This is a genomic window from Pseudomonas sp. 3MA1 (assembly GCF_029237275.1).
Lineage (GTDB): Bacteria > Pseudomonadota > Gammaproteobacteria > Pseudomonadales > Pseudomonadaceae > Aquipseudomonas > Aquipseudomonas fluorescens_AP.
On sequence record NZ_JAACFX010000006.1, the window covers coordinates 202,332 to 215,438 of the forward strand.

The following is a 13,107-nucleotide window of genomic DNA, read 5'->3' on the forward strand; positions in this document are numbered from 1 at the left end:
GCTTGCAGCAATTCGCCGCGACGTATTTTTTCGGAAAAAGGGTGAGGGCGCTCGTCTCGGGTATTCACTGTACTTACCTTTTTGTACGTACTTACTAATAGTTAGTTTTGACCGTAGGATGATCACTCTTCCATTTTGAATCAAGGCTCTCCTCATGCTTGCTATCACAGGCGCCACCGGCCAATTGGGCCGTCTTGTCATCGCGTCGCTGCTTGAAACCGTCAACCCGCACGAAATCGTCGCGTTGGTCCGCGATCCGCTCAAGGCTCAGGATCTCAGTGCCCAAGGCGTTGTCGTGCGCCAAGCAGATTACGACCAGCCTGAAACCCTGCACAGAGCCCTGGTCGGTATTGAGCGTCTACTGCTGATTTCATCAAGCGAGGTCGGTCAGCGTAAGGCACAGCATCGCGCCGTGATTGCAGCGGCCAAATCTTCTGGCGTGCAACTTCTGGCGTACACCAGCCTGCTGCATGCAGACACCTCGACGCTGGGCCTGACAGTCGAACACCGGGATACCGAGCAGGCGCTGGCGGAGTCCGGATTGGCTTACGTACTGCTGCGTAATGGTTGGTACAGCGAGAACTACACCGCCAGCGTGCCGCCTGCTGTTGAGCACGGAGCTATTTTGGGCAGTGCGCAACTAGGTCGAATCTCTTCCGCAGCCCGAGAAGATTATGCTGACGCCGCGGCCCGGGTGCTCACCAGCGAGGGGCAGGCAGGGATGGTTTACGAGTTGGCCGGTGATGAGAGCTACTCGTTATCAGAACTGGCTGCGGAAGTAGGCAGGCAATCCGGTAAAACCGTGGTTTACAACGATCTTCCACCCGAGCAATACAAAGCGGCACTGCTGGGCATGGGCCTGCCAGAGGGGCTCGCCGGGTTGCTCGCGGACTCTGACGCCGCGGCAGCTAAAGGCGATCTGTTTGATGACTCGCGCCAACTGAGTCGTTTGCTGGGTCGTCCAACGACGCCGATTGCTCAATCCGTCAGCGCGGCGCTCAAGCACTGATATCGCCTTGGCCTGCCGCGGCGTTGCTGCAGGTGTTCAGGCCATATCGATTAAAGACTATCCGGATCGCCGAAGAACATCTGAATCCGCGAGCGCAACCAGCGCTCTCCCGGGTCGTTGTCCTGGGAGCCGCGCCAGGCCATGTGCAACTCGAAGCTGCGCACCGGCAGGGGCGGGTCTTCGGCGCGTACGCCGCCGGCGGCGGTCAGGGCCTCGGCGGTGTAGTCGGGGACGGTGGCGAGGATGTCGGTGCCGGCCAGCAGGGTGCTCAGGCCGTTGAATTGCGGCACGGCCAGTACCACATGGCGCTTGCGTCCGAGCTTCTCCAGTTCTTCATCGATAAAGCCGCTCAGGTCCCCGGCGAACGACACCAGGGCATGGGGGCGGGCGCAGAAGTCGTCCAGGCTCAGGGCGCCCGGAACGGTGTCGGCACGCAGCAGTTTGGGCAGGCTGCGGCGCAATACCTTGCGCTTGGCATTGGCCGGCAGGTCGGCGGTGTAGCTGACGCCGATGGAGATTTCACCGGAGGCCAGCAGCGACGGCATCAGCAGGTAGTTGGCCCGACGCACCACCAGGACGATACCCGGGGCCTCGGCCCGCAGGCGCTTGAGCAGCATGGGCAGCAGGGCGAATTCCACATCGTCGGACAGGCCGATCCGGAACACCGCGGTGCTGGTGGCGGGATCGAATTCGGCGGCGCGACTGACGGCGGTGGAAATCGAGTCCAGGGCCGGCGAGAGCAGGGCGAAGATCTCCACGGCTCGGGCCGAAGGCTCCATGCTGCGGCCAGTACGCACGAACAGGGGGTCGTCGAACAGATTGCGCAGGCGCGACAAGGCGGCGCTGATGGCCGGCTGGCCAAGAAACAGCTTCTCGGCGGCGCGGGTCACGCTGCGTTCGTGCATCAGGGTTTCGAACACGATCAACAGGTTCAGGTCGACACGACGCAGGTCATTACGATTCATCTGGAGTCCTGGCAGAGTCAGCGAACTTGACGGGAGCGACCCTTTGGGTAAAAAGGTCGGCGTGAATCTTACGGGTAAAGGCTGGTACTCTGCACCGGCTAAATGTTTTTGTTTGTAGTCAGGCCGCGCACGGGAAGTGCTGTCCGCCCCGCTGATCAAGGGCACGGAATCAATGACAGACATGTCGACTATTAATAGGCACTGATAGTCTTGCTTTCAAAGCCCGGATAAAGTTCGCGGCATTAGAGGTTAATTTGACGAGGTTTGCGATGTCCCGCACGATTCGTTTTCACAAGTTTGGACCGGCCGAGGTGCTCAAATGCGAAGAGCATGCGGCCTCGTTGCCTGCGCCAGGCGAAGTGCAGGTACGAGTCGAAGCCATTGGTATCAGTTGGTACGACGTGCTCTGGCGGCAGAACCTGGCGTCGTCCCATGCCCGCCTGCCATCTGGGCTGGGGCATGAAATGGCCGGCGTGGTCACCGCAGTGGGCGAGGGCGTCGACGACCTGGCGGTCGGTGACAAGGTCGCCAGCTTTCCCGCCGAAAGTCCCAATGATTATCCGGTCTACGGCGAACTGATCGTCCTGCCGCGCTCGGCCCTGACCCGCTACCCGGAGGTGCTGAGCCCCATCGAGGCGGCCGTGCATTACACGCCGCTGTTGATCGCCTATTTCGCCTACGTCGATCTGGCGCGGGTCAAGCCCGGGCAATTCGCTTTGGTCACCGACGCCAGCCACTGTGCCGGCCCGTCCTTTGTGCAGTTGGGCAAGGCCCTGGGTGTGCGGGTGATTGCTGCCACCAAGACCGCTGAAGAGCGTGAGTACCTGCTGTCCCTGGGTGCCGAGAAGGTCATAGTCACCGAGGAGCAGGACCTGCTGATGCAGATCAACAAGCTCACCGACAATCGCGGGGTCGACGTGGTGTTCGATGGCCTGGGCGGTCCGCAGATGTCGATGCTTGGCGATGTCCTCGCGCCCCGTGGCAGCCTGGTGCTGTATGGCTTGCAAGGTGGCAACCAGACACCGTTCCCGGCCTGTGCCGCGTTCCAGAAGAACATTCAGTTCTTCGTCCACTGCATCGGCAATTTCACCGGCAAGCCCGAGCTGGGGATCATTCAGGACCAGGTGGCCTTGCAGCGCGCGCTGCGCGACATCAACCAACTGACTGCGGATCGAGTGCTGGTGCCTTTGAAGACCCGGGTCTTTCCGTTCAGCGAATTTGTCGAGGCGCACCGTTACATGGACGAGTGTCCATGCCGCGAACGGGTGGCTCTGCAGGTCGAACCGGCCTGATGACTCCAACGCCAGGCCTAGCCTGGCGTTTTTGTATCTGCGCCCCTGGCTTTCGGCCGGTTGGCGAAGCCCCTCTTAAAATCTGCACGGGGTTCCCGGAGCCTTTTGCCGGCCGGCCGACGCCTACAGAAAAGCGCGGCGGGGCGGGATAGATTCCATCGCGCTGCGGTCAAACTGCCAGTAAACTGCGCTCCATTCCCGAACCATCCTTTTCCAGAGGTTTTGCATGACTCTCAGTCCTTTTGCGGGTAAACCGGCACCGGTTGAATTGCTGGTCGACATCCCGCGACTGGTTACGGCGTATTACACCGGTCAACCCGATGCCTCGGTGCCTACCCAGCGCGTGGCTTTCGGCACCTCCGGACATCGCGGCAGTTCGTTCGATCTGAGTTTCAATGAATGGCACGTCCTGGCCATCAGTCAGGCCATTTGCCTGTACCGTGAAGCCCAGGGCATCACCGGGCCGCTGTTTGTCGGCATCGATACCCACGCCCTGTCGACCCCGGCCGGGGCCAGCGCCCTGGAAGTCCTGGCGGCCAACGGCGTGACGGTGATGATCGCTGCCGGTGACGAGTACACCCCGACCCCGGCGGTGTCCCATGCCATTCTCTGCTACAACCGCGGCCGTACCTCTGGCCTGGCGGACGGGATCGTCATCACTCCGTCCCACAACCCGCCACAAAGCGGCGGCTACAAGTACAACCCCACCAATGGCGGCCCGGCCGATACCCACATCACCAAGTGGATCGAAGCCAAGGCCAACGAACTGCTGGCGGCCAAGCTGGCCGGAGTCAAGCGCATCAGCTACGAGCAGGCGCTGAAGGCCGATACCACCCATCGCCATGACTACCTCAATACCTACGTCGCCGACCTGATCAACGTCATCGACCTGGATGCCATCCGCAACGCCAAGCTGCGCCTGGGCGTGGATCCGCTGGGTGGAGCAGGGGTGCGCTACTGGTCGGCCATCGCCGAACACTACCGCCTTGATCTGGAGGTGGTGAACAAGCAGGTGGACGCCACCTTCCGTTTCATGTCGGTGGATTGGGATGGACAGATCCGCATGGACCCATCCTCCAGCTACGCCATGCAAGGATTGATCGGCCTGAAGGAGCGCTTCGAAGTGGCCTTCGCCTGCGACCCCGATCACGACCGCCACGGCATCGTCACCCCCAGCGGCGGCCTGCTGGCGCCGAACAACTACCTGGCGGTGTCCATCGACTACCTGTTCCAGAACCGTCCGCAATGGCGTGCCGATGCCGCCGTGGGCAAGACCGTGGTCAGCAGCGGCCTGATCGATCGGGTGGCCGCGCGTCTGGGCCGCCGCCTGTACGAAGTGCCCGTGGGCTTCAAGTGGTTTGCCGACGGCCTGTTCGACGGATCCCTGGGCTTTGGTGGTGAAGAAAGCGCCGGTGCCTCGTTCCTGCGCAAGGACGGTGGCGTCTGGTGCACCGACAAGGACGGTCTGATCCCGTCGCTGCTGGCCGCTGAAATGACCGCGCGCACCGGTCGCGATCCGAGCCAGGCTTATCGCGCCCTGTGCGATGAGTTGGGCGAACCTTTCTCGGTGCGGGTCGATGCCAAGGCCAACCCGCAGCAGAAGGCCTTGCTCAGCAAGCTCTCGCCGCAACAAGTGACCTCGACCCAGCTGGCCGGCGAGCCGATCCAGCAGATCCTCAGCCAGGCCCCGGGCAACGATCAGGCCATTGGCGGCCTGAAAGTCATGACCGAGAACGGCTGGTTCGCCGCACGCCCGTCCGGCACCGAGGACATCTACAAGATCTACGCCGAAAGCTTCATCGGTGACGATCACCTCAAGCAACTGGTTCAGGAAGCCCAGACCCTGGTGGACACCGCCATCAGCGGCAACTGATTCACGTAGGAGCCGGCTTGCTGGCGAAAAAAAGGGGCGACCATCACGGTCGCCCCTTTTTAGTTGCCGCTGCGCTTCACGCCAGATCCACCAGGACGATTTCACTGTCCTGCAGCGCGCTCACTCGCAGCACCCGTTCATCCTCGACGGCAACCCCGTCTCGAGCTTCGGCGCGCAAGCCGTTGATCTCGATCACTCCGGTAGCGGGCACCAGATAGGCCCGGCGTCCAGCGTCCAGATGGTACTCGGCGGTTTCCCCAGCCTTCAGATTGGCCGCCACCAGCCGGGCATCGGCTCGAATGCGCAGGCTTTCCTCGTCGCCGTCCTTGCCGCTGGCCAGGGTCACAAAACCCTCGCGCTGGCCCTTGGGAAAAGGCTTGGCGCCCCAGGACGGCGCGGAGCCGGCCTGGTTGGGAATGATCCAGATCTGGAAAATCTTGGTCGGCGTGGCTTCCAGGTTGTATTCGCTGTGGGCGATCCCGGTCCCGGCGCTCATGACCTGTACGTCGCCGGCCTCGGTGCGGCCCTTGTTGCCCAGGTTGTCCTGATGGCTGATGGCGCCTTCGCGGACGTAGGTAATGATTTCCATGTCCCGGTGCGGGTGCAGGGGAAAGCCGGTGCCGGGGGCGATCACGTCATCGTTCCAGACCCGCAGGTTGCCCCAGTGCATGCGCTTGGGGTCATGGTATTGGGCGAAGGAAAAATGGTGATGAGCATCCAGCCAGCCGTGGTGTGCGCCGCCCAGGGAGCTGAAGGGTCTGAGTTCAAGCATGATCGTCTCCTCATGAGGCTTCGCCATGGCGCCTTTTACTCGGGCCAAAAACGATAACCGTTGGTTGATGGCGTGCATCTTCTATCAGTCATTGATCGATAAAAAGCGCAAAAAATGCCGTAATCCAATCGTAAAATTAGATGATTATTTTGTCGGAATCTTGGTGTTAAACCTTCGGTTCATCGCTTAAGTTAATGACCTGCAAGCAATTCGCTGGATACCAGGAATAAATCCGGCGACCATTACCGCTCAGCCTCACCCCCTTGGAGTCCGCGTGTCGCAACACAATTCCGATCTGCCCCCCGAGCTTTTGCCCCTGGCCCAGATGCCCTTGTTGAAGCGCCTGGCCGCGCGTTTCTTCGGTCATGGCCTGAACCGCCTGCGGGCCCAGCATCGGGCTTCCTGGCTGCACGGTCAGGCCGACGGCTTTCGCAGTGGTCACACGGCGGGAGTGGAATACGGCTACAAGGAGGGCCGTCTTGAGGGGTTGGAAGAAGGCCGCCAGGTGTTGTTGATCCGTGACAGCCGCAACACCGAGCACCGCCCGCCAGGGGTGGATGACCGGTTGTTCGACGACTGGCGCCTGCCCTTGACCGCAGAGCTGAAGAAGCGCTTCAAGGCCGATGTCGCCCGCTTGTTGCCGGCCCAGGCTCAGCCCAGCGCCGCGCAGTGGAAGATGATCTTCAGCGACACACCGGCCACGGCGGTGATTGCCGGGGCCGGGGCCGGCAAGTCGACGTCGCTGGTGTTGCGTCTGTTGCTGCTCAGCCATTACCTGGGATTCGAGCTGGACTCCATGACCGTGGTGACCTTCACCCGCGAGTCGCGCAAGGACTTCATCAGCAAGTTGGTGGAGGTCTTCGCCCTGTGGGGGCGGGTGCTCGCGCCCCGGGAGGCCCGGGATCTGGTGCGCACCTTCCATTCGCGGATCCTGCCCATGGTGCGCAGCCTGCCGGGGTTCGAGCGCTTGCAGGCCTTCGAGAACCTCAGCGAGCGCCCGCAAGGTGCCGAGGAGGACGTGGACAGCAATCCCTTCGACCTGCGCATCAACGATGCCCAGCGCCGGCACCTCAATGCCTGTTATCAGGCGCTGTATCGCAGTGATGAGCGCTTTCGCCTGGCGTTGAAGCCCTTGGCGCGCTACGCCTTGCAGCAGAGGGAGCTGGAACGCGATCACCCGGATGTGCAAAAGCGCATGGCGGTCACCGAATTGGCCGCCAAGCGCGACGAAGAGCTGTGCGACACCGTGGAAGACCTGTGGCTGCGTGCCGGTGCCTGGCCGATTCAGGGGATTGAGCCAAAGCGCCAGAGTTTTGAGATCAACGGTTCGACCTTCTACTGCCATGGTTATGCCGCCGAACTGGATGCCTGGGTCGTGCTGGGTTTCGACCCTCGGGAGAGCCCGCAGATTACCCGGCCCGGGGCCAAGCTGACGCTGCGCGCCGAATGCGCTGTAAAGCGCACCCTGTTTCAAGCTTTCTGTCGTAAGCCATTGATTTGGCTTGATAGTTATGAAGGTGCAAAGCGCGTGTCGGGGGCCTTTTCCGCCCAGGTCAGTGCGGGGCCGGGCTTTGATTACCGGGTCAAGGGCGAGCTGGCTTCGGCGCCCTTGCTGGACTGCTTCGTCGCGGCAGCCGGCTTTATCGAGAACCTGGGGCTGGAGGTCGGGGACGCCGTGGCCGGCATGAGCTTTGCGCAGGACGACCCGGATCGCTTCTTCTTCGAGGCCCTGAGCCTGTTCTGGCGAGCCCTGGAAGACCACCTGCTGGATCAGTCGCCACCGATCATGAGCTACAACCGGATGTTCGCCCTGTTCAGCGAGCGCTCGCCGGAAAACTTCAAGCTGCTCAGCGATGCCTGCCTGCGGCCGCTGTCGCACCTGATGATCGACGAATTTCAGGATGTTTCGCCGCAGATCGTTTCCTGGATCAAGGCCAGCCTGCGCGAGATCCGCCGCCGTGGCGCGGCCTTGAACCTGGGGCGTGGGGCCCAGCATTCATCCTTGCTCTGTGTCGGCGACGACTGGCAGTCGATCTACGGCTGGCGCGGCAGCTCGCCGAAGTACTTCATCGAGTTCAACAAGGAGTTCCCGTCGCCGGGCACCACGCGGGTGATGCTCAGCGAGAACTACCGCAGTCATCAGCACGTGATCGACGCCGCCGAGCACATTGTCCGTGCAGCCCCGGCCATTGCCGGCAAGAAGGCCAAGGCGGCTGGCGAGGAGCGGGAGTTGTGGCCGGTGCAGGTGCTGGATCGGAACGATCAGGACCTGGCCCAACGCCTGGCAGAGCATTACCGCCAGGGTGATTCGATCTTGATGCTGTTTCGAAAAACTAGCGATAAGTTGTTGATTGAAGAGCATATTTCAAAAATAGTTAATGTTGATTCTAGCTTGCCGCCGTCGGCCCGCCGGCTTAAGCAATTGACTTACCACAGCGCCAAGGGCCTGCAGGCGGATGCCGTGTTCCTGCTGGGCGATTGCCAGCACCTGAGCAGCTCGCCCTACAAGAATCAGGTCTACCGCCAGGCCGGGCTGGGCAAGGATGGCGACGCCGAGCCTTACGACAATGCGCAGAAAGACGAGATCCTGCGCCTGGCCTATGTGGGCATCACCCGCGCGGTCAAGCATTGCTACTGGTACGTCGATCCCCAGGAATCGGCGGCGGGCAATGCGCCCAAGGCTTCGGACCGGGTGCCCCGCGACAAGCCATATTTCCGCGACCTGCGACAGTGAGCATGAAAAAAGCCCGCCGGTCAGGCGGGCTTCAATCGCGGAGGCCGCGTTTCAGGCCTTGAGCGCCAGAGAGGGAGCAAAGGCTTCCAGTTCGTCCTCCACGGCTTCGATTATTCGTTCGACATCCGCCGCGCTCATCACCGTGGCACAGGGAATGCCGGCGATGGCAATCATGGTTTCGCCGCTGGCACGGTCGAAGAGCCTGGCGATCATGCTGCCGGGCGCATCCATGCTGGCTTCGAAGCCCAGGGGATGGAAATGCCAGCGCATCAGCTGGCAGGCGTTGGGAAAGGTGACTTTACTGGCCCAGACTCTGTTCATCGGTGGCCCACCCTGGTTCATTGAGCGCTTCCTTGTGCTCGCGGTAGGGACGAGCCGATCGTCATTGATCCGCTCGCTTGAGGCTATAAAAGTAGCACCGGCTGATGACAGCCCGGCGTTTTTTTGCCCGCCGTCCGGCAGTTGTCTGTCGGATTCATGATGCAGGTCATGTCTTGGCGCGCAGTGCCATTGTCGTGCCACGATCCGCGGTGTGCGGGTGGTCGTTGAAGCCGCTGCGCAAGTTGGGCAAGCTGCGCCTTTTGCTGTTCGAGAAACCTATGTCTGCCCCTGATGACGGGCCGCTGCAAACCCAGGCCACCGGTGAAACCGTGATGCGTTATCACCTGTGCTGGAAGCACCGCGACCTTGATGGCGTGATGGCGCTGTATCACCCCGAGATTCAGTACAACGATTTTTTCCAGAATCGCACCCTGGGCCTCGACGAGCTGCGCGAGTATGTGCAGGCCAGCATGCCCCGGGCCCCCGACGAGGCCCTGGAGCATTGCGATCGGATTCGCCTGGATGGCGACACCGCCTTTATCCAGTACCAGGTGACCTTGCGCGGCGGCCAGGGGCTGGTGTCGTTCCGCGCCAGCGAGGCCATCACCGTGCGCGATGGGCTGATCTGGCGAGTCAATGAGTACGCGTCCCTGGTGCGAGCACCCGGGGCGGGCAAGGCTTCCGGCAGCCAGCGCCCGGCCGCCAGCCGCCTGGGCCTGTCGCCGCGCCAGCTGGGGTTCATGGCCGAGGACCTGCAGCAGTATTTCCAGCGTCAGCAACCGTACCTCGACCCGGAACTGGACCTGCAGCGGGTGGCCCGCGAATGCGGCTACAGCCGCAATCAGATTTCCTATCTGCTCAATCAGGTGCTGGGGCAGAGCTTCTACCGCTATGTCAATCAGGCACGCCTGCAGCATGTGCTAAGCGCCCTCGACCAGGCCGTGCCGCCACTGCGGGTCGATGAACTGGCCTTTGCCGCCGGGTTCAATTCACTGTCGGCGTTCTACAGCTGTTTCCGCCAGCACACCGGGCAGTCGCCCAAGGCCTACGCCAAGCAAATTTCTTTGCGTGCCCGCGCGCAAGACAACCCCTGAACACAGGCACTAGGATCGCCGCATTCGAAATTCGGGTTGCGGAGTGCTTGCATGCCAGCGTGGCGCAGTATCAGTTTGTGGATGGACCAGCTCGACGAGCCGCTGCTGCCGCGGCCGGCGCTGGAGCAGGACCTGGACCTGGACGTGGCGATCATCGGCGCCGGTTACACCGGCCTGTGGACCGCCTATTACCTCAAGCGCCAGGCACCGCAGCTCAAGGTGGCGGTGATCGAGGCCCAGACCGCCGGTTTTGGCGCCTCGGGCCGCAATGGCGGCTGGTTGATGGGCAATCTGCTGGGGGAGGACCGGCTGCTGGCCGGGCTGTCGCCGCAGGAGCGCCGGGCTTCCTACGATCTGCTGCACGGCATTCCCGATGAAGTGGCCAATGTCCTCGAACGTGAAGGCATCGACTGCGATTACCGCAAAGGCGGGGTGCTTTACTGCGCGGCGCGCTATCCCGAGCAGGAAACCAGCCTGCGCCAGTACCTGGACAAGCTTTACGCCCAAGGCCTGGGCCCGGACGACTACCACTGGCTGAACCCGCAACAACTGGCCCAGCAGATCCGCGTGGCCAAGCCCTATGGCGGCATCTACGCCAAGCACTGCGCGACCATTCAGCCGGCCCGGCTGGTGCGTGGCCTGGCCCGGGCGGTGGAACGCCTGGGGGTGAGCATCTACGAGAACAGTCCGGTGAGTCATTGGCAGTCCGGCAGCCTCAAGACCGCCAGGGCCGCCGTGCGCAGTCACTGGATAGTGCCGGCGGTGGAGGGCTATTCGGTGACCCTGCCGCCCCTGGGCCGTTATCAACTGCCGGTGCAAAGCCTGCTGGTGGCCACCGAGCCGCTGGCGGAGTCGATCTGGGACGAGATCGGCCTGAGCCAGGGCCAGGCCTTCAGCGAGAGCAGCCGCCAGGTCACCTACGGCCAGCGCTCCCGGGACAACCGCCTGGTGTTCGGCGCCCGCGGCGGCTATCAGTTCGCCGGCAAGCTGCGCCATGACTTCGACCTGACCCGGGACGAAGTGGAACTGCGCCGCTACCTGTTCGGTGAACTGTTCCCGCAACTCAAGAACGTGCGCATCACCCATTCCTGGGGCGGCAACCTGGGCATGTCCCGGCACTTCAAGCCGCACATGCTGTGCGACCGGCGCAAGGGCATCGCCCTGTCCGGCGGCTACGGTGGAGAGGGCGTCGGTGCCAGCAACCTGGGGGGCCGGACCTTGGCCGACCTGATCCTCGAGCGCGACACGGCGCTGGTGCGCCAACCCTGGGTGCTGCCGCAAAGCCGCCTGGAGGCCCTGCGGGCCTGGGAGCCGGAACCGTGCCGCTGGCTGGGTTACAACGCAATCATTCGCAGCTTCGTCCATGAAGACCAGACCCTGGCCAACCCGGCGTCGGCCCCGTGGCGGCGGCGCATGGCCAGTCGGGTCGCCGGATTCATGGAAGGCTTCATGCACTGAACCGGTCTTTTGTTCCGAACGCTGTCCGTTCGGGTTTTCCAGTGAAAGGTAGAGCCATGAGCATCACGCAATTCAAGAACACCGCCAGTGTCACCCTGGACCAATCGACGCCGGTCGCCGTGCCCCTGGGCACCCCGGTGGCGGTGACGTCGGTGACTGCCGTCGAGCGCAACGACGGGGTCGAAACCGGGATCTGGGAATGCACTCCGGGGCGCTGGCGGCGCCAGATCGTCGCCCAGGAGTTCTGTCACTTCATCCAGGGGCGTTGCACCTTCACCCCCGACGATGGCGAACCCCTGCACATAGAAGCCGGCGATGCACTGATGTTGCCGGCCAACAGCACCGGGATCTGGGATATCCAGGAAACGGTGCGCAAGACCTACGTCTTGATTTTCTGATCCCCTTGATTGCCTGCCAATAACAAAACCAGCCACAGGTAACGATTCATGATCCGCAAAAACCGCGCTTTGCTGTTATTCAATGCACTGTTGTTCGGCGCTTCCCTGGCCCAGGCCGCCGACACGGTGAAGATCTACAACTGGTCGGACTACATCGCCCCGGACACCACCAAGGCGTTCCAGAAGGAAACCGGGATCGGCTTCACTTACGACGTCTACGACAGCAACGAAACCCTGGATGGCAAGTTGATGACCGGCAAATCCGGTTACGACGTGGTGTTTCCCTCCAACCACTTCATGGCCCGGCAGATCCAGGGCGGCGCCCTGAAGAAGCTCGACAAGAGCCAGTTGCCCAACTGGAAGAACCTCAATCCGGTGCTGCTCAAGGCACTGGAGGTCAACGACCCGGGCAACCAGCACGGCTTCCCTTATCTGTGGGGCAGTACCGGGATCGGCTACAACGTAGCCAAGATCAAGGAAGTGCTGGGCGATGACGCCCCGCTGGACTCCTGGGACCTGATTTTCAAGCCCGAGTACATGCAGAAGCTGCAGAAGTGCGGGGTGGCGATCCTCGACAATGGCCCGGAACTGATTCCCACGGCCCTGAACTACCTGGGGTTGGCGCACCACAGCAAGAATCCCGCCGACTACAAGCAGGCCGAAGCCCTGCTGATGAAGGTCCGGCCTTATGTCAGCTACTTCCATTCGTCGAAGTACACCAGCGACCTGGCCAACGGCAACATCTGCGTGGCGGTGGGTTTTTCCGGGGACATTCTGCAAGCGGAAAGCCGCGCGCGGGAGGCGAAGAACGGCGTGGAGATCGGCTACTCGATTCCCAAGGAAGGCTCGCCGATCTGGTTCGACATGGTGGCCATGCCGGTGGACGCGCCGAACGAACAGGCCGGTTACGCCTTCATGAACTACCTGCTGCGTCCCGACGTGATGGCTGCTATCAGCAACTACGTGCACTACGCCAACGGCAACCAGCAAGCCGACAGCCTGATCGACCCCTCGATCAAGAATGACACCAAGGTCTACCCGAGCCCGGCGATGATGGACAAGCTGTTTGCCCTGGAGGCCATGCCCCTGAACATCGACCGCATCCGCACCCGGTTGTGGAACAAGATCCGCAGCGGCAGTTGATCCCCAGCGCTCCTAAGCGCATGGCAACCGGCTTGCCGGCGAAGAGGC

At 62.3% G+C, this 13,107-nt stretch carries 11 protein-coding genes; 8 read left to right on the forward strand and 3 right to left on the reverse strand.

All coding sequences use genetic code 11. The features are described 5' to 3' along the window. The first annotated feature begins 154 nt into the window (after nt 1-154). Nucleotides 155-1,009 (forward strand): SDR family oxidoreductase, encoded by an 855-nt coding sequence (locus GWQ44_RS18240; RefSeq protein ID WP_275927953.1) that lies wholly within the window; start codon nt 155-157, stop codon nt 1,007-1,009. 50 nt (nt 1,010-1,059) lie between these two features. On the opposite strand, the gene GWQ44_RS18245 is transcribed toward GWQ44_RS18240, so the two are convergent. Continuing rightward, entirely contained in the window at nt 1,060-1,974 is a 915-nt protein-coding gene (locus GWQ44_RS18245) for a LysR family transcriptional regulator (RefSeq protein ID WP_016965296.1), read from the reverse strand. 269 nt (nt 1,975-2,243) lie between these two features. Between GWQ44_RS18245 and GWQ44_RS18250 the strand changes: the two genes are divergently transcribed. Continuing rightward, entirely contained in the window at nt 2,244-3,266 is a 1,023-nt protein-coding gene (locus GWQ44_RS18250) for a zinc-dependent alcohol dehydrogenase family protein (RefSeq protein WP_275927954.1), read from the forward strand. A 226-nt stretch (nt 3,267-3,492) separates the two neighbouring features. Then, nucleotides 3,493-5,139 carry a phosphoglucomutase (alpha-D-glucose-1,6-bisphosphate-dependent) gene (gene pgm / locus GWQ44_RS18255; RefSeq protein ID WP_275927955.1) on the forward strand — a complete coding sequence of 549 codons (1,647 nt, stop codon included), beginning with the start codon at nt 3,493-3,495 and terminating at the stop codon, nt 5,137-5,139. A 76-nt stretch (nt 5,140-5,215) separates the two neighbouring features. On the opposite strand, the gene GWQ44_RS18260 is transcribed toward pgm, so the two are convergent. Next, a complete protein-coding gene (locus GWQ44_RS18260) occupies nt 5,216-5,911 on the reverse strand; it encodes a pirin family protein (RefSeq protein ID WP_275927956.1) in 696 nt (231 codons plus the stop codon). A 274-nt stretch (nt 5,912-6,185) separates the two neighbouring features. Here GWQ44_RS18260 and GWQ44_RS18265 point away from each other — a divergent pair, with 274 nt between their 5' ends. Further along, the gene (locus GWQ44_RS18265) at nt 6,186-8,645 is read left to right on the forward strand and encodes a UvrD-helicase domain-containing protein (RefSeq protein ID WP_275927957.1); all 2,460 of its coding nucleotides are present in this window, start codon (nt 6,186-6,188) and stop codon (nt 8,643-8,645) included. Between the two features lie 51 nt (nt 8,646-8,696). Here the strand turns inward: GWQ44_RS18265 and GWQ44_RS18270 are convergent, their stop codons facing one another. Next, a complete protein-coding gene (locus GWQ44_RS18270) occupies nt 8,697-8,966 on the reverse strand; it encodes a DUF1652 domain-containing protein (RefSeq protein WP_042941150.1) in 270 nt (89 codons plus the stop codon). A 278-nt stretch (nt 8,967-9,244) separates the two neighbouring features. Here GWQ44_RS18270 and GWQ44_RS18275 point away from each other — a divergent pair, with 278 nt between their 5' ends. Genes GWQ44_RS18275 through GWQ44_RS18290 form a run of 4 tightly spaced genes read left to right on the forward strand, consistent with a single transcriptional unit; the run spans nt 9,245 to nt 13,059 of the window. Beyond that, complete coding sequence (locus tag GWQ44_RS18275; RefSeq protein ID WP_103740235.1) at nt 9,245-10,060, forward strand: helix-turn-helix domain-containing protein; 816 nt, start codon at nt 9,245-9,247, stop codon at nt 10,058-10,060. A gap of 51 nt (nt 10,061-10,111) precedes the next feature. Further along, nucleotides 10,112-11,518, forward strand: a complete 1,407-nt coding sequence (locus GWQ44_RS18280; protein WP_275927958.1) for an FAD-dependent oxidoreductase — start codon at nt 10,112-10,114, stop codon at nt 11,516-11,518. 56 nt (nt 11,519-11,574) lie between these two features. Next, nucleotides 11,575-11,916 (forward strand): cupin domain-containing protein, encoded by a 342-nt coding sequence (locus tag GWQ44_RS18285; RefSeq protein WP_016965302.1) that lies wholly within the window; start codon nt 11,575-11,577, stop codon nt 11,914-11,916. Nucleotides 11,917-11,964: 48 nt separating this feature from the next. After that, a complete protein-coding gene (locus GWQ44_RS18290) occupies nt 11,965-13,059 on the forward strand; it encodes a polyamine ABC transporter substrate-binding protein (protein ID WP_275927959.1) in 1,095 nt (364 codons plus the stop codon). The last annotated feature ends 48 nt before the right edge of the window (nt 13,060-13,107 follow it).